This window comes from Amycolatopsis sp. cmx-11-32, assembly GCF_047608695.1.
In the GTDB taxonomy this organism is placed as follows: domain Bacteria; phylum Actinomycetota; class Actinomycetes; order Mycobacteriales; family Pseudonocardiaceae; genus Amycolatopsis.
The window spans coordinates 344,433-366,034 of record NZ_JADNQN010000006.1 but is presented as its reverse complement, the minus strand read 5'-3'; the positions used below and the strand labels follow the sequence as shown (position 1 = coordinate 366,034).

22 protein-coding genes and 1 pseudogene are annotated in these 21,602 nt (G+C 68.3%); 11 read left to right on the top strand and 12 right to left on the bottom strand.

Annotation, left to right across the window (positions count from 1 at the left end; translation table 11 throughout):
• Positions 1 to 58 precede the first annotated feature (58 nt).
• The 7 genes from fabG (at position 59) to ACM6LR_RS21370 (ending at position 6,402) form a co-directional block, all read left to right on the top strand.
• A complete protein-coding gene (gene fabG / locus ACM6LR_RS21400) occupies positions 59 to 820 on the top strand; it encodes a 3-oxoacyl-ACP reductase FabG (RefSeq protein ID WP_414937763.1) in 762 nt (253 codons plus the stop codon).
• 3 nt (positions 821 to 823) lie between these two features.
• The gene (locus ACM6LR_RS21395) at positions 824 to 1,276 is read left to right on the top strand and encodes a MaoC family dehydratase (RefSeq protein ID WP_414944377.1); all 453 of its coding nucleotides are present in this window, start codon (positions 824 to 826) and stop codon (positions 1,274 to 1,276) included.
• A gap of 91 nt (positions 1,277 to 1,367) precedes the next feature.
• On the top strand, positions 1,368 to 2,393 hold the full coding sequence (locus ACM6LR_RS21390; RefSeq protein ID WP_414937761.1) for a phosphotransferase family protein: 1,026 nt from the start codon (positions 1,368 to 1,370) through the stop codon (positions 2,391 to 2,393).
• A 4-nt stretch (positions 2,394 to 2,397) separates the two neighbouring features.
• Complete coding sequence (locus ACM6LR_RS21385; RefSeq protein WP_414944376.1) at positions 2,398 to 3,621, top strand: acyl-CoA dehydrogenase family protein; 1,224 nt, start codon at positions 2,398 to 2,400, stop codon at positions 3,619 to 3,621.
• Between the two features lie 11 nt (positions 3,622 to 3,632).
• Positions 3,633 to 4,814 carry an acyl-CoA dehydrogenase family protein gene (locus ACM6LR_RS21380; protein WP_414937967.1) on the top strand — a complete coding sequence of 394 codons (1,182 nt, stop codon included), beginning with the start codon at positions 3,633 to 3,635 and terminating at the stop codon, positions 4,812 to 4,814.
• The gene (locus tag ACM6LR_RS21375) at positions 4,811 to 5,926 is read left to right on the top strand and encodes an acyl-CoA dehydrogenase family protein (RefSeq protein ID WP_414944375.1); all 1,116 of its coding nucleotides are present in this window, start codon (positions 4,811 to 4,813) and stop codon (positions 5,924 to 5,926) included. Before ACM6LR_RS21380 ends, ACM6LR_RS21375 begins: the two co-directional genes overlap by 4 nt.
• An 83-nt stretch (positions 5,927 to 6,009) precedes the next feature.
• The gene (locus ACM6LR_RS21370; protein WP_414944374.1) at positions 6,010 to 6,402 is read left to right on the top strand and encodes a hypothetical protein; all 393 of its coding nucleotides are present in this window, start codon (positions 6,010 to 6,012) and stop codon (positions 6,400 to 6,402) included.
• A 3-nt stretch (positions 6,403 to 6,405) separates the two neighbouring features.
• Here ACM6LR_RS21370 and ACM6LR_RS21365 read toward each other — a convergent pair whose 3' ends face one another.
• The 4 genes from ACM6LR_RS21365 to ACM6LR_RS21350 form a co-directional block, all read right to left on the bottom strand.
• Positions 6,406 to 7,032 carry a TetR/AcrR family transcriptional regulator gene (locus ACM6LR_RS21365; RefSeq protein WP_414937756.1) on the bottom strand — a complete coding sequence of 209 codons (627 nt, stop codon included), beginning with the start codon at positions 7,030 to 7,032 and terminating at the stop codon, positions 6,406 to 6,408.
• 263 nt (positions 7,033 to 7,295) lie between these two features.
• A complete protein-coding gene (locus tag ACM6LR_RS21360; RefSeq protein ID WP_414937755.1) occupies positions 7,296 to 7,631 on the bottom strand; it encodes a hypothetical protein in 336 nt (111 codons plus the stop codon).
• Positions 7,632 to 8,051: 420 nt separating this feature from the next.
• Positions 8,052 to 8,837 carry an SDR family oxidoreductase gene (locus ACM6LR_RS21355; protein ID WP_414944373.1) on the bottom strand — a complete coding sequence of 262 codons (786 nt, stop codon included), beginning with the start codon at positions 8,835 to 8,837 and terminating at the stop codon, positions 8,052 to 8,054.
• A complete protein-coding gene (locus ACM6LR_RS21350) occupies positions 8,834 to 9,586 on the bottom strand; it encodes an SDR family oxidoreductase (RefSeq protein WP_414937753.1) in 753 nt (250 codons plus the stop codon). The genes ACM6LR_RS21355 and ACM6LR_RS21350 overlap by 4 nt, the downstream gene beginning before the upstream one ends.
• A gap of 124 nt (positions 9,587 to 9,710) precedes the next feature.
• Here ACM6LR_RS21350 and ACM6LR_RS21345 point away from each other — a divergent pair, with 124 nt between their 5' ends.
• Together ACM6LR_RS21345 and ACM6LR_RS21340 are read left to right on the top strand one after the other, a co-directional pair.
• A complete protein-coding gene (locus ACM6LR_RS21345) occupies positions 9,711 to 10,325 on the top strand; it encodes a TetR/AcrR family transcriptional regulator (RefSeq protein ID WP_414937752.1) in 615 nt (204 codons plus the stop codon).
• A gap of 159 nt (positions 10,326 to 10,484) precedes the next feature.
• Positions 10,485 to 11,861 (top strand): MFS transporter, encoded by a 1,377-nt coding sequence (locus ACM6LR_RS21340; RefSeq protein ID WP_414944372.1) that lies wholly within the window; start codon positions 10,485 to 10,487, stop codon positions 11,859 to 11,861.
• Here the strand turns inward: ACM6LR_RS21340 and ACM6LR_RS21335 are convergent.
• On the bottom strand, positions 11,820 to 12,779 hold the full coding sequence (locus ACM6LR_RS21335) for a helix-turn-helix transcriptional regulator (protein ID WP_414944371.1): 960 nt from the start codon (positions 12,777 to 12,779) through the stop codon (positions 11,820 to 11,822). The genes ACM6LR_RS21340 and ACM6LR_RS21335 overlap by 42 nt on opposite strands.
• Positions 12,780 to 13,073: 294 nt before the next feature.
• Here ACM6LR_RS21335 and ACM6LR_RS21330 point away from each other — a divergent pair, with 294 nt between their 5' ends.
• The gene (locus ACM6LR_RS21330) at positions 13,074 to 13,538 is read left to right on the top strand and encodes a nucleoside deaminase (RefSeq protein ID WP_414937749.1); all 465 of its coding nucleotides are present in this window, start codon (positions 13,074 to 13,076) and stop codon (positions 13,536 to 13,538) included.
• On the opposite strand, the gene ACM6LR_RS21325 is transcribed toward ACM6LR_RS21330, so the two are convergent.
• On the bottom strand, positions 13,535 to 14,785 hold the full coding sequence (locus tag ACM6LR_RS21325; protein ID WP_414937748.1) for a GGDEF domain-containing protein: 1,251 nt from the start codon (positions 14,783 to 14,785) through the stop codon (positions 13,535 to 13,537). The genes ACM6LR_RS21330 and ACM6LR_RS21325 overlap by 4 nt on opposite strands.
• Positions 14,786 to 15,031: 246 nt before the next feature.
• Between ACM6LR_RS21325 and ACM6LR_RS21320 the strand changes: the two genes are divergently transcribed.
• Entirely contained in the window at positions 15,032 to 15,982 is a 951-nt protein-coding gene (locus ACM6LR_RS21320; protein WP_414937747.1) for a chitinase, read from the top strand.
• Positions 15,983 to 16,532: 550 nt separating this feature from the next.
• Here the strand turns inward: ACM6LR_RS21320 and ACM6LR_RS21315 are convergent.
• From ACM6LR_RS21315 to ACM6LR_RS21290, 6 genes and pseudogenes are all read right to left on the bottom strand, one after another.
• Positions 16,533 to 17,060, bottom strand: coding sequence for a hypothetical protein (locus ACM6LR_RS21315; RefSeq protein WP_414944370.1), 528 nt, complete (start codon positions 17,058 to 17,060; stop codon positions 16,533 to 16,535).
• Positions 17,061 to 17,183: 123 nt separating this feature from the next.
• Positions 17,184 to 17,453 carry a hypothetical protein gene (locus tag ACM6LR_RS21310; protein WP_414937745.1) on the bottom strand — a complete coding sequence of 90 codons (270 nt, stop codon included), beginning with the start codon at positions 17,451 to 17,453 and terminating at the stop codon, positions 17,184 to 17,186.
• A gap of 86 nt (positions 17,454 to 17,539) precedes the next feature.
• A complete protein-coding gene (locus tag ACM6LR_RS21305; protein WP_414937744.1) occupies positions 17,540 to 18,181 on the bottom strand; it encodes a TetR/AcrR family transcriptional regulator in 642 nt (213 codons plus the stop codon).
• A pseudogene (locus tag ACM6LR_RS21300) lies at positions 18,178 to 18,420 on the bottom strand (short chain dehydrogenase); the annotation flags it as partial. The pseudogene ACM6LR_RS21300 and the gene ACM6LR_RS21305, both read right to left, overlap by 4 nt.
• A gap of 62 nt (positions 18,421 to 18,482) precedes the next feature.
• Positions 18,483 to 19,652 carry an acyl-CoA dehydrogenase family protein gene (locus tag ACM6LR_RS21295; RefSeq protein WP_414944369.1) on the bottom strand — a complete coding sequence of 390 codons (1,170 nt, stop codon included), beginning with the start codon at positions 19,650 to 19,652 and terminating at the stop codon, positions 18,483 to 18,485.
• Positions 19,649 to 21,601 (bottom strand): biotin carboxylase N-terminal domain-containing protein, encoded by a 1,953-nt coding sequence (locus ACM6LR_RS21290; protein ID WP_414944368.1) that lies wholly within the window; start codon positions 21,599 to 21,601, stop codon positions 19,649 to 19,651. Before ACM6LR_RS21290 ends, ACM6LR_RS21295 begins: the two co-directional genes overlap by 4 nt.
• Position 21,602 lies beyond the last annotated feature (1 nt).

Genomic DNA, 21,602 nt, shown 5'->3' with positions numbered 1-21,602 from the left:
GCAACCGCTTAGTACGGCAGACTCAGCGGCACTTCCACTCGACGACGAGGAGTCACCCGTGACCGAACACCCCTCCCGCGTAGCGATCATCACCGGCGCAGGCCGCGGCATCGGCGCGGCCGTGGCCAAGCGGCTCGCTTCCGACGGGTTCGCCGTCGGCTTGCTGGACCTCGACGAGGCGGGCGTCGAGCAGGGAGCCGAAGCGATCGTCGCCGAGGGCGGCAAGGCCGTCGGCGTCGCGCTGGACGTCAACGACGCCGCGCAGGTCGAGGCCGCGGTGACGCGGGTGGCCGAGGAACTCGGCGCGCCGACCGTGCTGATCAACAACGCCGGCATCACCCGCGACAACCTGCTGTTCAAGATGACCGAACAGGATTGGGACTCGGTGCTGGGCGTGCACCTGAAGGGCTCGTTCCTGATGACCCGCGAGGTGCAGAAGTACCAGACGCAGGAGAAGTGGGGCCGCATCGTCAACCTGTCCAGCACCTCGGCGCTGGGCAACCGCGGGCAGGTCAACTATTCGGCGGCCAAGGCGGGCATGCAGGGCTTCACCAAGACCCTCGCGATCGAACTGGGCAAGTTCAACATCACCGCGAACGCCATCGCCCCCGGTTTCATCGCCACCGACATGACCGCGGCGACCGCCGAGCGGGTCGGCATGTCGTTCGAGGACTTCAAGGCGGCGGCCGCGTCGCAGATCCCGGTGCAGCGCGTCGGCACGCCCGACGACATCGCCAACCTCGCGTCGTTCCTGGTGAGCGACGGCGCCGGATTCATCTCCGGCCAGGTCATCTACGTCGCCGGCGGACCGAAGGACTGAGCCATGCGCGAATTCGCCTCCCTGCAGGAGTTCGAGAACGCCGTCGGCGAGCACTTCGGTTACAGCGAATGGCTGACGCTCACCCAGGACCGGGTGAACCTGTTCGCCGACGCCACCGACGACCACCAGTGGATCCACGTCGACGTGGAAAAAGCGGCCGAAGGCCCGTTCGGGGCGCCGATCGCCCACGGCTTCCTGACACTGTCGCTCATTTCGGGCTTCGTCGGGAAGCTCTACCGGGTCCACGGGCTCAGGATGGGGATCAACTACGGCCTCAACAAGGTCCGCTTCCCCCAGCCGGTCGAGGTGGGCGCGAACATCCGGGCGGGTGCCGAACTGGTCGAGGTCACCGACGTCACCGGCGGCAAGCAGGCCGTCGTCCGGTGGACGATCGAGATCGACGGCGAACCCAAACCGGCGTGCGTCGCGGAGATGGTCGTCCGGCTCATCGCCTGAGGAAGTGACCTCCGGCACCTCGCCGGATCACCACTGTTCACCATACCGACTGGTCGGTACTGTACTCGGAAAGCAAGCCGCTGGAGGCACGATGAACCAGTCCGACCTGCCGGGCCTCGACTTGGCCAAGCTCAGGGCCCACCTGGACGAGCACCGGCCAGGTCTCGTACAGGGCGACCTGAGCGGCCAGGTCGTGGAAGGGGGCCGATCCAACCTCACCTACGTCGTGGGCGACGGCCGGTCCCGCTGGGTGGTCCGCCGCCCGCCGCTGGGCCACGTCCTGCCGACGGCGCACGACATGGGCCGTGAGTTCCGGGTGATCTCCGGTCTGCACGGCACGGCCGTCCCGGTGCCGGAAACCGTGCTGCTGTGCGAGGACACCGACGTCATCGGCTCGCGGTTCTACGTGATGGAATTCGTGGAGGGCACCCCGTTCCGCTCGGACACCGAACTGGCCACGCTGGGCCCCGCCAGGACGAGGGCGATCGCGGACGAACTGGTCGACACCCTGGTCGAACTGCACGCCGTCGATCCGGAGTCGGTGGGGCTGGGCGATTTCGGCCGCCCGGAGGGCTTCCTCGAACGCCAGTTGCGGCGCTGGAAGAAGCAACTGGACGGCAACCGCAGCCGTGACCTGCCCGGCGCCGACGAACTGCACGACCGCCTGGCGGGTTCGGTGCCGGTTTCGGGCAGGCCGTCGATCGTCCACGGGGACTACCGGCTCGACAACGTGCTGGTGAACGCCGACGACCGGATCACCGCGGTGCTGGACTGGGAGATGTCCACCCTCGGCGACCCGCTGACCGACCTCGCGCTACTGGTGGCCTACGCCGAACGCGACAAGGTGTCGCTGCAGTTCGTGTCCAACGCCAGTTCCGCGCCGGGTTATCCGCGCAACGACGAGGTGATCGCGCGGTACGCCGAGCGTTCGGGCCGTGACGTTTCCCGGCTCAACTGGTACGTGGGTTTCGCCTTCTTCAAGCTCGCGGTGATCTTGGAGGGCATCCACCTCCGCTACAGCAAGGGGCAGACCGTCGGCAGCGGGTTCGACAACATCGGCTCCGGTGTCGTCCCCTTGATCGCGCACGGCAACGAGACTCTCAAGGAAGAGGGATAGCAAGATGGACTTCGCCTTCGACGCGAAAACCGAGGAACTACGGGGAAGACTCCTCGAGTTCATGGATTCGCACATCTACCCGGCCGAGGCCGTCTTCGAACAGCAACTGGCCGAGCGCGACAGCGAATGGTCGCAGCCGCCGATCGTCGAAGAACTCAAAGCCGAGGCCCGCGAACGCGGACTGTGGAACTTCTTCCTCCCCGGTGACCACGGCGCCGGACTGACGAACCTGCAGTACGCGCCGCTGGCCGAAATCACCGGTCGCAGCCTCCGGCTCGCACCGACCGCGCTGAACTGCGCGGCACCGGATACCGGGAACATGGAAGTCCTCACCATGTTCGGCACCGAACAGCAGCGGAAACACTGGCTGCGGCCGTTGCTGGAGGGCGAGATCCGGTCCGCGTTCGCGATGACCGAGCCCGACGTCGCCTCCTCTGACGCCCGCAACATCGCCACGAGCATCCGGCGCGACGGCGACGAGTACGTCGTCAACGGCCGCAAGTGGTACATCTCCGGCGCGATGAACCCGAACTGCAAGATCTTCATCGTGATGGGCAAAACCGATCCGGACGCGCCCGCGCACAAGCAGCAGAGCATGATCCTGATCCCCCGCGACACTCCCGGTATGACCGTGAAACGCGGCATGCACGTGTTCGGCTACACCGACGGCGACCACGGCGGCCACGCCGAGGTGATCTTCGAGGACGTCCGTGTGCCGGCGGAGAACCTGATCGCGGGCGAGGGCGACGGGTTCGCCATCGCCCAGGCCCGCCTCGGCCCCGGCCGGATCCACCACTGCATGCGCGCCATCGGCATGGCCGAACGCGCACTGGAACTCATGTGCCGCCGGGCGCTGTCGCGCGAGACCTTCGGCAAGCCGATCGCCGAACAAGGCGTCGTGCAGGACTGGATCGCCGAGGCGCGGGTCAAGATCGAGCAGCAGCGGCTGCTGGTGCTCAAAACCGCGTGGCTCATGGACACCGTCGGCAACCAGGGCGCGCACACCGAAATCCAGTCGATCAAGATCTCGACGCCGATCACCGTCGAGTGGATCCTGGACAAGGCCGTCCAGGTCCACGGCGCGGGTGGCGTCAGCCAGGACTTCCCCGTCGCCGAGATGTGGGCGCAGGTGCGGACGCTGCGGCTGGCCGACGGCCCGGACGAGGTACACAAGCGCTCGCTGGCGCACCGTGAACTGAAGAAGTACCGCACGGAGGCCAAGAAGTGACTCTCAAAGATGTGACGACACCACAGGATCTCAAGCAACGCGTGGCCGACCTGCTGGCCGCGCACCCACCGGAAAGCACGTCACGCCAAGACTTCCTCGACGCGCGCTTCGACGCCGGTCTGGCGTGGATCCACTTCCCCGAAGGCCTCGGCGGGATCGGCGCGCCGCGCTCGCTTCAGTCCGTTGTGGACAACGAGCTCGCGGCGGCGGGCGCACCGGACAACGACAAACGGCGGATCGGGATCGGCCTCGGCATGGCCGCGCCGACCATTCTCGCCTTCGGCACCCCGGAGCAGCACCGGCGCTTCCTTCGTCCACTGTGGACCGAACGGGAGGTGTGGTGCCAGCTGTTCAGCGAGCCCGGTGCCGGATCCGACCTCGCCGCGCTGGGCACCCGCGCGGTGCGCGACGGCGACGACTGGGTGGTCACCGGGCAGAAGGTGTGGACGTCGGGCGCGCACAAGTCGCAGTGGGCCATCCTGGTCACCCGCACCGATCCCGACGTGCCGAAACACCGCGGCATGACGTACTTCGTCTGCGACATGACCGCGCCGGGTGTGGAGGTCCGGCCGCTGCGCCAGATCACCGGCGAGGCCGAGTTCAACGAGGTCTTCCTCAGCGAGGTCAGGATCCCCGACGCGCACCGCCTCGGCGCGGTCGGCGAGGGCTGGAAGGTCGCGCAGACCACACTGATGAACGAGCGCGTCGCCATCGGCGGGGCCGAATTCCCGCGTGACGGCGGCATGGTCGGCGCCGTCACGAACACCTGGCGCGAGCGCCCGGAGCTGCGGACCTCGGAACTGCACGACAGGCTGCTGAAACTGTGGGTGGAGGGGGAAAGCCTGCGCCTGGTGAGTTCGCGGCTGCGGCAGCAACTCGCCGCCGGAGCGCCCGGACCGGAGGGTTCGGCGATCAAGGTCGCGTTCTCCGAGCTGAACCAGGCCGCGTCCGGGCTGGAGATCGAACTGCTCGGCGAGGACGGCCTGCGCTACGACGACTGGACGATGCGGCGCCCCGACGGCGTGAACTTCCTCGGCCGCGAAGCCGGCTACCGCTACCTGCGCGCCAAGGGGAACTCGATCGAGGGCGGCACCTCGGAGGTCCTGCGCAACATCATCGCCGAGCGCGTGCTGGGACTGCCGTCCGAGCCGCGGATCGACAAGGACGTCGCCTGGAAGGACCTGCCCCGATGAGCGACCTGCTGTACTCCGAGGTCGAAGAGGACCTTCGCGCCAGCGTCCGCGACCTGCTCAAGGACCGCGCGGAACCGGCCGCGCTGGTCGCCAGGACCGAGACGGCCGAACCGTACGACCTGAAGTTGTGGCGCACGCTCGCCGCCGACCTCGGCGCGGCGGGCCTCGCGGTACCGGAGGCGTTGGGCGGGCACGGCGCTTCGGCGCGTGAAGTCGCCGTCGTGATGGAGGAACTCGGGCGCAGTGTCGCCCCCGTCCCCTATCTCGGCAGCGCCGTCCTGGCGACGTCCGCTTTGCTGGCGACCGACACGTCGCAGGCGGAAGTGGCCGAACGGCTCGGGAAACTGGCCGTGGGCACGCTCATCGGCGCGCTGGCCGTCCCGCTGTCGACCGTTCCCGGCGCCGAGTTCCCCGCCACGGTCAGCGCGGCCGCGGACGGCACACTCACCGGCCAGGTCCGCAGCGTCGTCGACGCTTCGGTGGCGGAACTGCTCGTCGTACCGGCGGTGGGGCCCGACGGCCCCGGCCTCTACACCGTCGACACGGCTTCGCCGGGAGTGACGGTCACCGAGGTGATTTCGCTGGACCTGACCCGGCGCATCGCCGACGTCACTTTGAAGAACGTGGCCGCGAAGCGCGTCGCGGACTCCTCGGTGGCGGCCTCCGCACTGGACACGGCGATAGCGACCGCGGCGGGGCTGCTCGCTTCGGAACAACTCGGGATCGCCGAATGGGCGCTGACCGAAACGGTGCGCTATCTCAAGGAGCGCTACCAGTTCGGCCGTCAGGTCGGATCGTTCCAGTCGCTGAAGCACCGGCTGGCGAACCTGTACACGGATCTGGTCAACGCCAGGGCGACCGCGCGCTACGCCGCCCACTGCCTTGCTTCCGGTGACGACATCGCGATCGCCGTCGCGGTGGCACAGGCCCGCAACTCCCCCATCGCCGTCCACGCCGCCGAAGAGGCGATCCAGCTGCACGGCGGGATCGGCATGACCTGGGAGCACCCCGCGCACCTGTACCTGAAGCGTGCGAAGAGCGACGAGATCGCCTTTGGCACTCCTGGGCAGCATCGCGCGGCCCTCGCGCCACTGATCGACCTGCCCGCCTGATTCTTCCGGCGGGGTCCGCCCCGGAAAGTGTCGGACCCCGCCGGTAAAACCTGTTCGAACATCAGAGCGAACAGGGAGTCACCATGAAACTGCTCGTGGCCACCTCGAAGACCCAGGGTGCGCGGGAGAACGACTTCAACGACTGCGTCGAAGGCGAACTGATCTGGATCGCCCCGAGCTGCTCCGACGGCGAGGCGTCCCCCGATTCCGAATGCGGTTGCGGCCGGTCCTTCGGCGGGTTGAACTCGCACGGCGGGACGACGACGGCGCTCGTCGCGGATTTGCCCGGCTTCTCATATTCCGACTACGCCGCAGCTTTGCGGTCGAGCCTGGCCGCCCAGGGCTGGCCTCCCGAAGGCGCCTACGAAGTGGCGACGGGCCTGCTCGCCTTCACCTCCGGATGGGAGGTGGGAGCGGTGCTCGAACGCCGCCGCAACTGGTTCGCCGAGCGTCTCGTGCCCGCGCCGCCAGGGTGAAGGCTATTCGGGTCGCAGCGCGGCCAGCAGGAGATCGGCGAAGTGGTCGCCGATCTGGCGAGCCGAGAGCGCGCCGCCACGCCGGTACCAGGAACCGAGGTGGTGCACCGAGCCGAAGAAGAAGTCGACGATCACGTCGGCCGGTTTGTCCGCGCGGAACTCGCCGGACTCCTGGCCTTCTTCGATCAGCGTGCGGAACCGCTCGTGGTACTTGCGGCGCTCCGCGCGGACGGCTTTCTGCTTCTCCACGCTGAGCTGGTGCATGGACTGCATGAAGATCGTGTTGTCGTCGAGGTTGTCGATCGTGCTGACGACGACGTCGGAGCCGGCGGAGCGCAGCCTCTCCCGGAGTGGCGCCTCGCTCGAGGCCACTTTTTCCAGTTGCTCGGTCTGCGCGCGCAACACCCGGGCGTAGATCTCGTAAAGGAGGTCGTCTTTGGAGCCGAAGTAGTGGTACATCGCGCCCTTGGTGACCCCGGCCGCCTCGACGATCTCCTGCACGGAGGTGCGATCGAACCCTTTCTTGGCGAAGAGCTTCGTGGCGTGCGACAGCAGACGGCGCGGCACGGCGGCCTGGTCGTCGCCGTTCGCCTCGGCCGTCCCCGCCTTGCGGGTGGTCGCTCGTGTCATGCCGGCTCCTTCTCGTGCGGACGCTCAGCATACCGGCCGGTTTGTCGACGCACTGGGAGCCGCCGGTATCGGAGCGAATCACCGGCCACTGGGCAGCCACGCTCGACGCGACACCGCGGCGCGAGTGACCGATGATCGCTACGCGAGGTCTCCGTCCTTCGATCGACCGAATCCCGATCCACCGACCAAGACAATCACTGTGGTTGGAGAAAAGGAGACAGGGCCGCCCCGGGCGTTTCGCACCCAGGGCGACCCCGCACAGGTCAGACGGTTTCGCGCGTGGTCACCGCGTCCTTCTCGGCGGCCAGCGCGGTGCAGGTGCGCACCCACAGCTCCCAACCGCGCAGCGCCTGGTTGCAGTTCCAGCCGGTCCAGCGCATCGCCTGCGCGCCCTCGTTGCCGGCGCGGTTACAAGCGGTCTTGCTGCTCCAGCCCTCGCTCTGCTTGCGATACGGCGTGCACGAAGCCGCCGCGACGTCACCTGACGCCCCGGCAGCACACGGTTCCGCGGTGCTCGCCATCGCCGATCCCGCGGTGAGTACCGAACCCGCGAGGGTCACGGCGAGAACGGCGCCACGAACCACGAAGCGTTTGCTCATTGAGTTTTCCTTACCGCGAGCAAGACCCCACACCTACAGTGGCCGATCCCCCGGCGAAGATCAACCACATTGCGTGGAGCGAGTCGCCTCGACCGAGCGGGGCCGGGGTTTCCTGCGGCGGAAACTCGTGCGTTGAAGCCGATCCCGGCTTTCATCGTGGTGCGAACACTCCAGAACACCAGAACCGCGAGTCTGAGGGCCCGCCGGGTCGCAGCATGGAAGATTCAAGACCTGACGTCAGGCTCGGGACGCTAGGCGCCAGGATGGAGCCTTCCTCTACTGGGGAAGAAGTCTTCATACGCCGGTGGCCGAACCCATCACTCGCGCGCGCCCGTTCGAAACCCCGGGCCTACCGACTTGGCTCACCACCTGATCAGCCCATTCCGGCTCCCAGCTCCTGGGCACGGGTGGCTCCGAAAATCACTCGCCGACGACCTGCTCCACCTTGCGCTGCAGTTTGTTCATCCCGCCGAGCCAGCGGTCGGTCTGGGTGGCCCGCGCGGCGTAGTAGTCCGCGACCTCGGGGTGCGGCAGCACCAGGAAACGTTCGGCCGCGATGGCCTCGAACAGCGCGTCCGCGACCTGCTCCGGCTCGATCGCCGACGCGCCCATGAGCAGTTCGCCCGCGGGGCCGGTGTTCTCCAGCATCGCCGTCCGCACCCCTTGCGGGCAGATAGCCTGCACCGTGAGCCCGCGATGCCGGTAGGTCGCCGACAGCCATTCGGCGAACGCGAGCGCACCGTGTTTGGTCACCGAGTACGACGCCGAGCCGAGGGTGGTCAGCAATCCCGCCGCCGACACCGTCGAAATGAAGTGCCCGCGACCGCGGTCGAGCCACACCGGCAGCAACAGCCGCGCCGCCCGTACGTGCGCCATCACGTTGACGTCCCAGATCCGTGCCCAGTCCTCCTCGGGCGCGTCGACGCCGCCCATCGGCGCGATCCCGGCGTTGGCACAGAAAACGTCGACCTCACCGAGGGTTTCGCGAGCGGTCTCGATCAGCGACGCGACGCCCGCCTCACTGGCGGCGTCGCCGACGACGGCGGTTCCACCGATCTCCTTCGCGACCTCGGCGGCGGCGTCCCCGTTCAGGTCGCCGACGACGACCCTCGCCCCTTCGGTGGCGAACCGGCGGGCGAGGGCGGCACCGATGCCGCCGCCTCCGCCGGTGATGACGACGCCGGATCCGGTGAACAACACGGTCACAGCCCACCCGCCAGCGTCACGCCGCCGTCGAGGACGATCGTCTGCCCGGTGATCCAGCCCGCCTCTTCCGAGAGAAGGAACGACACGGCGCTCGCGATGTCGGCCGGCACTCCGAGGCGCTTCATCGGATAGGACGCCGAGACCTCTTCCTCGCGGCCTTCGTACAGCGCGGTCGCGAACTTGGTCTTGACCACGGCGGGCGCGACGGCGTTCACGCGGATCTTCGGGCCCAGCTCGAAGCCGAGTTCCTTGGTGAGCCGGATCAGCGCGGCCTTGCTGACCCCGTACATGCCGATCCCGGGTGACGCGCCGAGCCCGGCGACGGACGCGACGTTCACCACCGCGCCGCCGTGCTCCCCCATCCACGCGTCCCGCGCCCGGCGGGTCCACGAAAGCGGCGCGAGCACGTTGACGGCTAAGATCTTCGCCGCTGCCTCGGGCTCGATGTCCAGCGTCGGCCCGTACACCGGGTTGATACCGGTGTTGTTGACCAGCATGTCCAGCCGGCCGAAGGTCTCGATGGTCTTGGCGACGGCCTCGTCCTGGTGCGCGGCGTCGTCGGCCTTGCCGGGGACGGCGATCGCGACCGCCTCGCCACCCAGTTCGGCGACGGCCTCGGCCAGCGGCTCCGGCTTGCGCGCGGTGATGCACACCTTCGCGCCGCGCTCGACCAGGTCCTTGGCGATCCCGAAGCCGATACCCCGGCTCGCGCCGGTGACGATCGCGACGCGATCTTTCAACGAGTTCACTCTGTCGATCTCCTCTGTGTTCACTAGACGACCAGTTCACTAAGCGAGCGCTCACTTACAATGGAAAGGTCCGCAGTCGGTGTCAAGCCCACCATCCGGTACGAGCGTCTGGGAGGATCTGCGGATGACCATGTCGCTGTCGGCCGAACTGTGGCCCGACGTCCAGCCGGAGACGGCGCGGCGGCTGATGCTGGCCGGGGTCGAATCCTTCGCGAGGCGCGGCTACCACGCGACCACCACCCGGGACATCGCCTCGGCGGCGGGGATGAGCCCCGCAGCGCTGTACGTGCACTTCCCGTCCAAGGCGGCGCTGCTTTTCGCGATCTCCAAGTACGGCCACGAGCAGACCCTCTCACTCGTCGAGAGCGTCGTCGCCCGTGAGACCGACCCGGTCGAGCGAATCCGGCTACTGGTCGAGGACTTCGTGGCTTGGCACGCCCGGCGGCACACCGTGGCACGCGTCGTGCAGTACGAACTGCACGCGCTCCCTGACGAAGAGTTCGAGATCGTCGCGAAGCTGCGCCGCCGCATCGAGCAGATCGTGCGCGAAGTCATCACCGAAGGCTCGGAGGCCGGGGTGTTCACCGTCGGCGACCCGCACACCGCCGCGCGCGCCGTGCTTTCGCTCGGCGTCGACGTCTCCCGCTGGTACAGCGACCGTGCCCGCCAGACGCCGAAGAAGCTGGGCCAGGAGTACAGCGAGCTGGTGCTCCGCATGCTCGGCACGAAACTCTCCTGACCGGTACTGAGTCGACCTCCGTCGGCGATATCGGCACCAGCGTGACATACCAACCGGTCGGTATCGAGAAATATCCGATGAGACGTTGACCACATACTAAGCGGTTGTTAACTTGCCCGGACTGCATCGCCGCAGCAGCGCCGAGCGAAGGGCACCCAGATGGCCGACAGTGCACCGAACGCCCCTGAAACCGCCGCGGAACCGACGATCACCGTGTCCCAGCGCAGGCGGGCCGCGAGCGCCGCGGCGCTCGCGTCCTCTGTCGAGTGGTACGACTATTTCGTCTTCGGAATCGCCGCCGCCCTGGTGTTCGGGAAGACCTTCTTCCCCACCACCAACGCGGCGGCCGGTGTCCTGGCCTCGTTCGCGACCTTCGCGGTCGGCTTCCTCGCCCGGCCGCTCGGCGGGATCATCGCGGGCAGCCTCGGCGACAAACGCGGCCGGAAACCCGTGCTGGTGCTGGCGATCGCGCTGATGGGTGCGGCGACGACGCTGATCGGCCTGCTCCCGACCTACGACACGATCGGCATCGCCGCGCCGATCCTCCTGGTGCTGCTGCGGCTCGTACAGGGTGTGGCGGTCGGCGCGCAGTGGGGTGGCGCGATGCTGCTCGCCACCGAATACGCGCCGCCCGGCAAACGCGGCCTCTACGGCAGCCTGGTCCAGCTGGGTGTCCCGATCGGCGTGGTGCTGGCGAACACGGTGTTCCTGATCGCCGCGCAGGTCGCCCCGCCGTCCGACTTCCTCACCTGGGCGTGGCGCATTCCGTTCCTCGTCGGCATTCTCGTGCTCGGACTGGCCTGGTACATGCACGTCAAGATCGACGAAACCCCGGAATACCGCCGCGCCGAAGCGAAACTCACCGCCGAGGAACGCGGCCGCGCCAAGTCGCCGCTGCGCGACGTCCTGCGCGACCACAAGGGCACCGTGCTGCTGGCGGGCGGTTCGTTCATGGTCAACACCGCCACCTTCTACATCCTGCTCAACGGCGTCCTCGACTACGCGACCCGTCATCTGGGGATGTCGCGCACCACCGTGCTCGTCGCCACCCTGCTGATCAGCACGGTGCAGCTGGCGATCATCCCGCTGTCGGCGAAACTGTCCGACCGCATCGGCAGGCTCAAGATCTACACCTTCGGCGCGGTGGGTGTCGCGCTCTGGGCGATCCCGATGTTCCTGCTGATCGACACGGCTTCGCTACCGCTGTTCGTGGTCGCCTCGTTCGTCGGATCGCTGTTCCTTGGCATCATGTACGGCCCGCAGGCGGCACTGTTCGCCGAACTGTTCACCGCCGAGATGCGCTACACCGGCGCCTCACTCGGTTACCAGATCAGCGCGGTCGTCGGCGGCGGGCTCGCGCCGTTCATCATGGTGCTGCTGCTGGAATCCACCGGGACCTCGATGTCGGTGTCGCTCTACATCATCGTGCTGGCACTGATCTCGCTCGGCTCGATCGGTCTGCTGGCCAAGCGAGCCGCGAAGTCCACTTCGGACTCAAACGACCGCGCGCGCGAAACGGTCGGCGACCAGCCGTAGCCGCTCCTTGACCTCGTCCGGTGCCTCCTCCACGACGAAGTCGACGTCCCAATGGGCGAGGTAGTAAGGCATCACGGACAGGTCGTTGGATCCGACCCTGACCCGGCAGGTGTGCTCGTCGATGGCCTCGATCGTCCCGGCGGTCGGTGACACGTATTCGGCGAGCGCGTCCGCCGAGGCGTTCACCCGCAGGACCATTTGGTACGGATACGCCGACGACGTGATCCCGCGGGAGACGTAGGCCGCGAGGTCCTCGGCCGGCGGTTCCCTCGGTGTGAAGCGGAAACTGGTGTCCGGGACGCCGTCGATGCGGTCGACGCGGAAGGTCCGCCAGTCGTCGCGGTCGAGGTCGAACGCGATCAGGTACCACCGGCGCCCGGTGTGCACCATCCTCAGCGGCTCGATGTACCGCTCGGTGACGTCGCCCTTGTGACCGCAATAGCCGAACCGGAGCCGCTGATGGTCACGGCACGCGGACGCGATGACGGTCAGCGCGTCCGCGTCGACGACCGGGACGACGCCGCCGAGCGGGATCATCGCGGTGTTGAGCGCGGCCACCCGGTGCCGAAGCCGGGCGGGCAGCACCTGCTCCAGTTTCGCGAGGGCGCGCACCGAGGTCTCCTCGATCCCCGACACCGTCCCGTTCGCGGCCGTACGGAGCCCGACGGCGACCGCGACGGCCTCGTCGTCGTCCAGCAGCAGCGGCGGCAGCGCGGCCCCCGCGCCGAGCCGGTAGCCGCCCGCGACCCCCGGTGTGGCGTGCACCGGGTAACCCAGCTCCCGCAACCGCTCGACGTCGCGCCGGACCGTGCGGACGTCCACCCGCAGCCGGTCGGCCAGGTCGGCGCCCGGCCAGTCGCGCCGCGCCTGCAGCAGCGACAGCAGTCTCAGCAGCCGTGCCGACGTGCCCGTGGTCATCGGTTCGCTCGCTTCATGAGAAGGAGTGTTGCAGAAATCGAGGACAGTTCCGGTCCGCATCGGACTCGTGAGTGGCCAGGGCGGAGGGTGTCTCAGGTACCTCTGCGGTGCGCCGGTGGTGGTTTCGCGTGACTAGCGGGACGACACGCGTGTCCAGAGGGACGACTCGCCACGTAGCCCGGCCGCAAGCGTGTCGTCCATCCCGTCACGCGTGTCGTCCGTCTGGTCATACGTGCCGTCCAACCAGTCACGCGAAACGGCCAGCCCGCCATAAGGGCATCGTGAACCCGTAAGGTGGCCTGGGTGATCGATCCCGCGCAGCTGCTGTCCGTCGCCCGCGAAGAGGCCGAACTCGGCAAGGCCGAAGGCGGGGTTCCGATCGGCGCCGCGTTGTTCGACACCGCCGGTGCCCTGCTCGGCCGCGGGCACAACCGCCGGGTCCAGGACGGCGACCCGTCGATGCACGCCGAGACCTCCGCGTTCCGAGACGCGGGCAGGCGACCGCACTACCGGGACACGATCATGGTCACCACCCTCTCCCCCTGCTGGTATTGCAGCGGGCTGGTGCGCCAGTTCGGCATCGGCCGGGTGATCATCGGCGAGGCCGCCACGTTCGAGGGCGGGCACGGCTGGCTCGAGGAGAACGGCGTCGAGATCACCCTGCTCGACGACTCGGCGTGCACCGCGCTGATGACCGAGTTCATCCAGGACCATCCGGAACTGTGGTTCGAGGACATCGGCGTGCCCACCGGGAACTAGTCGAGCGATTCTTCGGTTTCGAAGACGACGGTCCGGTTGCGCCCGGCCCCCTTGGCCGCACGCAACGCCTGATCCGCCGCGCCGACGAGCCTGTCGAGCGTCTCGCCGCCGACGGGATGCGACGAGACCCCGATCGAAACGGTCGCCCCGGCGAACGTCCCACCCAGTGAGACGAACGTCGACGAGATCCGCAGCCGGATGCGTTCGGCGATCGCGTGCGCGTCGAACCGGCTCGTACCGGGCAGCAGGACAATGAACTCCTCGCCGCCGAACCGGCCGACCAGGTCCGCCGCGCGGACCTCCGCGCGCAAAGTGTCCGCGACCGCGCGAAGCACGTCGTCTCCGACCTGCCTGCCGTGCCGGTCGTTGAGCCTGGCGAAATGGTCGAGATCGAGCATCAGCAGCGAAAGATCGGCGCCACGGCCGCGAAGCAGGTCGAATTGGGTGCGGGCACCGTCCAACCAGGACGAAGCGGTCAGCAGTCCGGTGCCGGAGTCCGTACCCGCGTGGCCGCGCAGCGCGCGCATCGCCCCCGCCCGGTGCAGTACCACGAGCGCGCCGGCGAGTACCACGGTGACGAACGGCCAGTCCACCGCCGACCACGCGAGCAGCAGGCCGAAAGCGACCATCGCCGTGTCGAAGGCGAATCCCGACGGCTCCGCCCCGAATTCGGCCGCGGGGGCGGCCAAGGCGGCGTCGACGGACAGGAACACCAGACCGGTCGCGAAAACCAGGGCGAAACTTTCGAAATCCCTTGTCGCGTCGGCGAACGGCGGTGCGTGCAGCAGCAGTGGGACGAGCGAGGCACCGAGAGCCGCCAGCATGGTGGCGGAGGCCGCGAACACCTGGCGATGCGGGATCCCGCGCCGGATCCGGCACCAGCGGTATCCCGCCGACGCGACGACGAGCACGGCGGCCAGCGCGGGTGGCAGCAGCAGCGCGCCCGCGAAGATCCAGGCCGCGTCCAGGCCGGCGCCGAGCCGGGTGTCGGCGCGGGACCGCTCAACGGGCCGCGAAAGCTCCGAACTGAGGATCATTCCCGCCAGCAGCGCGGAAAACGGGAGCAGTGACGACGACGCGGGCGGCCGCAGCACGAAGAGGTAGGTGATGGCGGCCAAGGCGGCCGCGTCGACGAGGAGCAGGTACCCGATCAGGCCCCGCCTGGGTAGTTCCCACAGGCTCCAGGTCCCCAGAATCCGCCGCGGCGCGGCGAGCCGGTCGCTTCGGCCGCGGCTTCCGGTAGCCATCAGGGAGTCCCCCACCATTTCGGCAAACTAGCCGGTAATCGCGGAACTGTCGATCCGCTTTCCGGGTATCGCCCCCCTACTAAGGTCGGTCGTTCCGCCCGGTAAATCCGGTGAATTCTTGACAGTCCTCAATGGTCTAGTCCACTGTGAGTGAGCAAACAGTGACCTCCTGGTTGATACGCCGCGTCAAGACGGAGGTGCTCCACACCTGCGCGCCTCGATGCGCGCGTACCAGTTGGAGGACCTATGAAATCCTTGAGCCGCTGGGCGACACTGGCCACTGCCGTCGGTGCCGCTCTCGCCACGGCTGTCGGCGTCGCCCCCGTCGCCTCGGCGGCCCCGGACGCGGTACTCGCCTCGCCCTATCTGTACCAGTGGTCGGGACAGACGGACCCGATCGCCGCGATGAACGCCACCGGGGTCAAGGCCTTCACCCTCGCGTTCATCCTCTCCGACGGCGGTTGCAACCCGAAATGGGACGGCAGCCGTTCACTCACCGGTTCCGACGCCACGATGATCAACAACATCCGGGCCAAGGGCGGTGACGTCATCCCGTCGTTCGGCGGCTGGTCCGGCACGAAGCTCGGCCCGAAGTGTGGCACACCCGCGGCACTCGCCGGCGCGTACCAGAAGGTCATCGACGCCTACAAACTCAAGGCGATCGACCTCGACATCGAGAACACCGACGAATTCGAGAACTACACCGTCCAGGACCGGATCCTGAACGCCGTCAAACTCACGAAACAGAAGAACCCCGGCCTGCGCGTGGTCATCACCATCCCGACCGACGTCGGCGGCCCCAACTCGCACGGGAAGCGGCTGATCTCCCAGTCGAAGATCCTCGGCTCGGGGGTCGACGCGTGGTCGGTCATGCCGTTCAACTTCTCCAACGGCGGTGACATGGCGGGCAAGACCCGCAGTGCCGTGGAGGGGCTCAAGAACGTCGTGAAGTCCACCTTCGGCCTGAGCGACGACGCGGCCTACCGGCGCAGCGGGCTCTCTTCGATGAACGGGAAGACCGATGTGGCGGGCGAGACGGTCAGCGTCGCCGACTTCCGCGCGATCCGCGACTACGCGGCGAGCAAACATCTCGCCCGGTTGTCGTTCTGGGCGGTGAACCGCGATTGCAACAACTGCGCGGGAATCGCACAGGGCAAGTACGACTACACGAAGATCGTGGCGGGTTACACCGGCTGACCTCCGTTCCAGTCCGTGAAGGCCTCTTTCCCCGCTCGCAAAGTCAAGGTCTCGGCAAAGTCGCGAAGCTGCTGGTCAGCGCTGCTGATGGCAGTTCGGACTTGACATTGCCAGTGCCTGCCAGGCCCGAGGTGGGCATGTCCCTGAACCTCTATGGCTCAAGCTCCGCAACCGGTGTGACCCCCGCGACGATGTGGGAATGGGGACACTCGACGCCCCCATTCCCACATCGTCAGCCTCACGCAGCGACGAATAGCCGCCTGACCTGCAAGACCTCGACTTTGCCGGGACCCTGATCCTCGAAGTAAGGAAGGGCCTTCACCACCACGCCGGAGAGGGTCGCGGGTGTCGACCGGGGTCTCGGCCTTCAGCGGCCGCAGTCCGGCGAGGTTGCAATCGATGCTGCGCAACACGTTCGCCACCGAAACCGGATCCCCTCGACACGTTCTGCGTCGCCGCCTCGACCGCCGCGGCGACGGCGTCGTGTTCGGTCGGAAAACGATGGATACCGGTGAATTCGGCGGCGATACCGCCGATCGCCCGAACGGCGCTATCCGCCCCAGTACGGCCGTCGGCCGCCGCCTTGATAACCGCCGTAGTAGCGGTCGTAAAACCACTCGTTGTCGTGGTGACCGGCACGCGGATCCTGCCGTTCGGGCGTGGTGACCGGCGTCGGGGTGGGAGACGGCGTCTCCGAGCCGTTCATCGACGCGGTCAGTGGCGGCGGGGGCGCGACGCTGCCGCCCGGCGGGCCCGACGGGACGGGTGTAGGCACCGCGTCGTCCGGGACCTCGGCAGCCTGCGGCGCGATGGTCAGTGACGGCGGCGGGAGAGGCGTTCCCGGGCTTACATCGGCCGAGTCGGCCGGGGTGAGCAGCACGGCCAGCAGACCGCCGACGACGAGACCGCCCGCCGAAAGCACGGAAATCCGCCAGAGCTTCCCGTTGCCGGGAGCGGCGGCGCTCGGAGCCCGGTGCCTCGGCCCGCGCGGTCCCCGGCGGCGGGGTGCCGCGCCGGCCGCCCGCATCAGTTCGCTCAGGGCGTCCCCACCGCTGTGGCGGCGAGCCGTGCGTGCCATCGGCACCTCCCAACCCCGGTCCGTCGCGAAGCGCGACGGCCTCATCCCGGGGTGGATCCTAGGAACGCGGGAGCCTGTTGTAAACGGATCTCGTCCACATCGGACAGACGGTGCGGTGAAGGGTCAGGCAGCCGCGGTGACCGCGATCGCGGCCACGCCCGCTTCGGTCAGCTCGGCGGGAACGCGACCGGTGACGGCGGAGAGGCCGGTGGACTCGGCGGGGCGGATGTAACCACTGTGGGCGAGGGCGTGCGCGGTCATCTGGTCACAGCAGGCGAACCCGTCGATGAAGAGGTCCGGCTCGCAGCTGCACGACATCTGGGCGCGGCGGGCCGCGACCGCTCGCAGCATCGCCATGGCTCGATGGGACAACTCGACCTCTGAACCGGACACCGGACTAACCTCTCTCGATCAGCTACCTGAATCAGCAGCACTCACACCGTGTTATCGGTTGCTGCTCCATCAGTGTTAACAAGATCTCAGACGTTCCCGGGAATTTCTTCGTTCCGTTCGATCCACGTGTTCTTCGCCGATGCCAGGGTGGGCTCCAGGACCCTGGCCCACTGCGCGACGATCTGCTTGCGGCGCTTCGTGTCATCGGTCAGCAGATTCGCCAGCCCCAGGCCGCGGGCGAGATCGAGAGTGGCCTGGACCAGCTCACGAGCGCCCTGGTGGGACTCGTCGACGCCGAGAAGTTCGACGGTCACCCGGTGTGCTTCCCTGCCGACCCGTGCCTCCAGCGGCACCAGGGTCGCGCGCAGTCCGTCGTCGGTCGAAGCCGCGACCCACAGGTGGAGCGCGGCTCGGAACATCGGCCCGCTGTAGAGGTTCAGCACCATGTCGACGGCCCGCTCGATCCGCGACCGTCCCGACGGCAGTTCCGCCGCGCGGGAGCGTAGTTCCACGATCTGGATCGCACCGACGTGTTCGACCGCGGCCGCGACCAGGTCTTCCCTGGCCGGGAAGTGGTGCTGCGCGGCACCGCGCGAGACTCCGGCGCGTTCGGCGATGACGGCGACCGTGGTCCCGTTCCAGCCCAGCTCCCCGATCGTCTCGACGGCGGCCTCGACCAGCCGCCGCCGAGTCGTCCGGCTGCGCTCCTGCTGCGGTTCGCGGATCATCGTCGTTCGTCGACCCAGAAATCGAGCTGCAGGTCTTCCTCGCGCTCACCGATGCGGTATCTCGAGAAGTCGATGACGCCTTCGGCGGCCAGCGCCTCGTCGTCGAGGTAGAAATTCCTCGACGCCTCGCGGCTCGGTTTGGTGAGGATCGCGTGCGCGGCGTCGGCCATGATGTCCGGCGTCCGCGATTTCGCCGCCAGTTCCGCGCCGACGACGTTGCGGATCGCCGCGGTGCAGATTCCGCGGCTGCCGCCGGAGACGATGATCGTCTTGCCGTGGAGCGTGCTCATGGGGAGGCCTCTCAGTAGGACCTGGGAAGACCCAGGCTGTGCTGGCCGACGAAGTTGAGCACCATCTCGCGGCTCACCGGTGCGATGCGGCCCAGCCGGACGGCCGTGACCAGCGTGCCCAGCCCGTATTCGCTGGCGAGACCGTTGCCGCCGTGGGTCTGCACGGCCTGGTCGACCGCGCGGATGGCGACCTCGGCCGCGGCGTACTTCGCCATGTTCGCCGACTCGCCCGCGCCGAAGTCGTCACCGGAGTCGTAGAGCGAGGCTGCCTTCTGCGTCATCAGCTTGGCCAGTTCCAGCTCGATTTTGATCTCGGCCAGCGGATGCGCGAGCCCCTGGTGACCGCCGATCGGTACGCCGCCCCACACCTTGCGCTCGTTGGCGTAGGCGACGGCCTTGGACAGCGCGTACCGCGCGATGCCGAGCGAGAACGACGCGCCCATGATCCGTTCGGGGTTGAGCCCGGCGAACAGTTGCGCGATCGCCGCGTCCTCCTCGCCGACCAGCGCGTCGGCTGGCAGGTGGACGTCGTCGAGGAACAGGCCGAACTGCTTCTCCGGCGAGATCAGGTCCATCTCGATCTGCTTGTACTCGAAGCCGGGCGCGTCGGTCGGGACGATGAACAGCGCGGGCTTGAGCTTGCCGGTCTTCGAGTCCTCGGTGCGGCCCACGACCAGGACGGCGTCCGCCTCGTCGACACCGGAGATGTAGACCTTCCGTCCACTGAGGACCCAATCACCACTGTCGCGTTTGGCGGTGGTGGTGATCTTGTGCGAGTTCGACCCGGCGTCGGGCTCGGTGATCGCGAAGACCATCCGCCTGCTGCCGTCGGCGATGCCGGGCAGCCAGCGCTTCTTCTGCTCGTCGGTGCCGAAGCGTGAGATGACCGTGCCGCAGATCGCCGGCGAGACGACCATGAGCAGCAGCGGGCTTCCCGCGGCTGCGAGTTCTTCGAGCACCGCGGCGAGATCGGCGATGCCCGCTCCCCCGCCGCCGTACTCCTCGGGCAGGTTCACGCCGAGGTAGCCGAGCCGTCCTGCCTCGGCCCACAGTTCCTCGGTTTTGAACCCGGCGCGGGCCTGCTTGGCGTAGTACTCGTACCCGTACTTCTTGCCGAGTTCGGCGACCGCCGCCCGCAGCGCGACCCGCTCCTCGGGTTCGGTGAAGTTCATCGCGTTCATTCGTTCTCTCCTACCACCGCGAGGATCGTGCCCACCTCGACCTGTTGTCCGACGACCACCGGGAGTTCGGTCACGACGCCGTCGGCCGGCGCCGCGATCCGGTGTTCCATCTTCATCGCTTCCAGCCACAGCAACGGATCGCCGGTCTTGACGGTGTCACCGGCCTCGACCGCGAGCCGGACGACCGTGCCCGGCATCGGCGCCACGAGCGAACCGGCGGCGAGCGCCGCGTCCGGATCCGGGTACCTCGGCACCACGCTCAGTTCGACGGTGCCTTCGGGCGAATCGACGTACACCGCGGCGCCGTACCGGGCGACGGCGAACGTCCGTCGCACCCCGGCGACCTCGAGAACGACGTGATCGCCTGTGGCCGAAACCAGTTCCACACCGTCGAATCCGTCGGCGCGCAGGCCGTCACGGGTGAGTGTGTAGACGACCTCGATCTCGTCGTCTCCCTGAAGAAAGCGTTTGCGCTGCCCCTGGGAGTGGACGTTGCGCCACCCGCTCGGCAGCCGTCCCTGCACCTGAGCGCCCGCCCGGTTCCCGGCCGCGCCAGCCAAAGCCGCGGCGAGCGCGGAAATCCGTACGGTGTCCACAGTGGCCAGTGGACGTGCCAAGGTATCGAGTCCGTGCCGGTCGAAGAACGCCGTGTCGGTCTCTCCGGCGAGGAAGGCTTCGTGCCTGAGCACGTTCACGAGCAGGTCGCGGTTGGTCACCACGCCATGGATCTCCGCGCCCGCCAGCGCTCCGGCCAGCGCCCGTGCCGCGCTCCGGCGGTCCGGGGCGTAGGCGATCACCTTGGCGAGCATCGGGTCGTAGTGCACGCCGACGGTCTGGCCGCTGACGAAGCCGGAGTCGAGCCGGACGCCCGGGCCCACCTCGAACTCCCGCTGCGCGGCGGGAAGTTCGAAGCGGTGCAGGGTGCCGCTCTGCGGCTGCCAGCCCGTGGCCGGGTCCTCGGCGTAGAGCCGGACCTCGATCGCGTGACCCCGTGTCTCCGGCTCGTCGATCGGGAGGTGCTCGCCCTCCGCGATCCGCAGTTGCCAGGAAACCAGATCGAGTCCGGTCGTGGCCTCGGTGACCGGATGCTCGACCTGGAGCCGGGTGTTCATCTCCAGGAAGTAGAACCGCCCGTCCGGACCGGCGAGGAACTCGACCGTCCCGGCGCCGACGTAGTCGATCGCCTGCGCGGTTTTGCGCGCGGCGTCGAACAGCGCTTCCCGCATAGCGTCGTCGACGAGCGGCGACGGTGCCTCTTCGACGACCTTCTGGTGACGGCGCTGGATCGAGCATTCCCGCTCCCCCACCGCCCAGACGGTGCCGTGGGTGTCGGCGAGCACCTGGACCTCGATGTGGCGCCCGGTCTCCAGATACCGCTCGCAGAACACGGTCGCGTCACCGAAGGCCGAGGCGGCCTCCGCACTCGCCCCTTCGACGGCCTCGGCGAGTTCGCCGAGTGAACGCACCACGCGCATACCGCGCCCGCCGCCACCGGCGGATGCCTTGACCAGCAAGGGAAGTTCGTTGTCGGTGACCTCGGCCGGGTCCAGTTCGGATAGGATCGGGACACCGGCGTCGGCCATCATCCGCTTGGACTCGACTTTCGAGCCCATGCTCTCGATGGCCTCTGGCGGCGGGCCGACCCAGATGAGCCCGGCGTCGATCACCGCACGGGCGAACGCGGCGTTCTCGGAAAGGAAGCCGTAGCCGGGGTGGATCGCGTCGGCGCCGGTCTCGACGGCCGCCTTGATCAGCAGTTCGGCGCGCAGATAGGTGTCGGACGGCGCGTTGCCCGGCAGCCGGACGGCGACGTCCGCCTCGGCCGTGTGCGGCGCGTCGGCGTCCGCGTCGGAGAACACCGCGACCGTGCCGATCCCGGCGTCACGGCAGGTGCGGAACACGCGGCGGGCGATCTCCCCGCGGTTGGCGACCAGAAGCTTCTCGATCATG

Bases quoted from the DNA above. Each gene is read 5' to 3' on its own strand.
- ACM6LR_RS21365 (WP_414937756.1), bottom strand. From the start codon at position 7,032: ATGACACGAGCGACCACCCGCAAGGCGGGGACGGCCGAGGCGAACGGC.
- ACM6LR_RS21295 (WP_414944369.1), bottom strand. From the start codon at position 19,652: ATGAACGCGATGAACTTCACCGAACCCGAGGAGCGGGTCGCGCTGCGG.
- ACM6LR_RS21375 (WP_414944375.1), top strand. From the start codon at position 4,811: ATGAGCGACCTGCTGTACTCCGAGGTCGAAGAGGACCTTCGCGCCAGC.
- ACM6LR_RS21325 (WP_414937748.1), bottom strand. From the start codon at position 14,785: ATGGCTACCGGAAGCCGCGGCCGAAGCGACCGGCTCGCCGCGCCGCGG.
- ACM6LR_RS21335 (WP_414944371.1), bottom strand. From the start codon at position 12,779: ATGACCACGGGCACGTCGGCACGGCTGCTGAGACTGCTGTCGCTGCTG.
- ACM6LR_RS21315 (WP_414944370.1), bottom strand. From the start codon at position 17,060: ATGGCACGCACGGCTCGCCGCCACAGCGGTGGGGACGCCCTGAGCGAA.
- ACM6LR_RS21340 (WP_414944372.1), top strand. From the start codon at position 10,485: ATGGCCGACAGTGCACCGAACGCCCCTGAAACCGCCGCGGAACCGACG.
- ACM6LR_RS21290 (WP_414944368.1), bottom strand. From the start codon at position 21,601: ATGATCGAGAAGCTTCTGGTCGCCAACCGCGGGGAGATCGCCCGCCGC.
- ACM6LR_RS21390 (WP_414937761.1), top strand. From the start codon at position 1,368: ATGAACCAGTCCGACCTGCCGGGCCTCGACTTGGCCAAGCTCAGGGCC.
- ACM6LR_RS21345 (WP_414937752.1), top strand. From the start codon at position 9,711: ATGACCATGTCGCTGTCGGCCGAACTGTGGCCCGACGTCCAGCCGGAG.
- ACM6LR_RS21395 (WP_414944377.1), top strand. From the start codon at position 824: ATGCGCGAATTCGCCTCCCTGCAGGAGTTCGAGAACGCCGTCGGCGAG.
- ACM6LR_RS21370 (WP_414944374.1), top strand. From the start codon at position 6,010: ATGAAACTGCTCGTGGCCACCTCGAAGACCCAGGGTGCGCGGGAGAAC.
- ACM6LR_RS21305 (WP_414937744.1), bottom strand. From the start codon at position 18,181: ATGATCCGCGAACCGCAGCAGGAGCGCAGCCGGACGACTCGGCGGCGG.
- ACM6LR_RS21320 (WP_414937747.1), top strand. From the start codon at position 15,032: ATGAAATCCTTGAGCCGCTGGGCGACACTGGCCACTGCCGTCGGTGCC.
- ACM6LR_RS21360 (WP_414937755.1), bottom strand. From the start codon at position 7,631: ATGAGCAAACGCTTCGTGGTTCGTGGCGCCGTTCTCGCCGTGACCCTC.
- ACM6LR_RS21385 (WP_414944376.1), top strand. From the start codon at position 2,398: ATGGACTTCGCCTTCGACGCGAAAACCGAGGAACTACGGGGAAGACTC.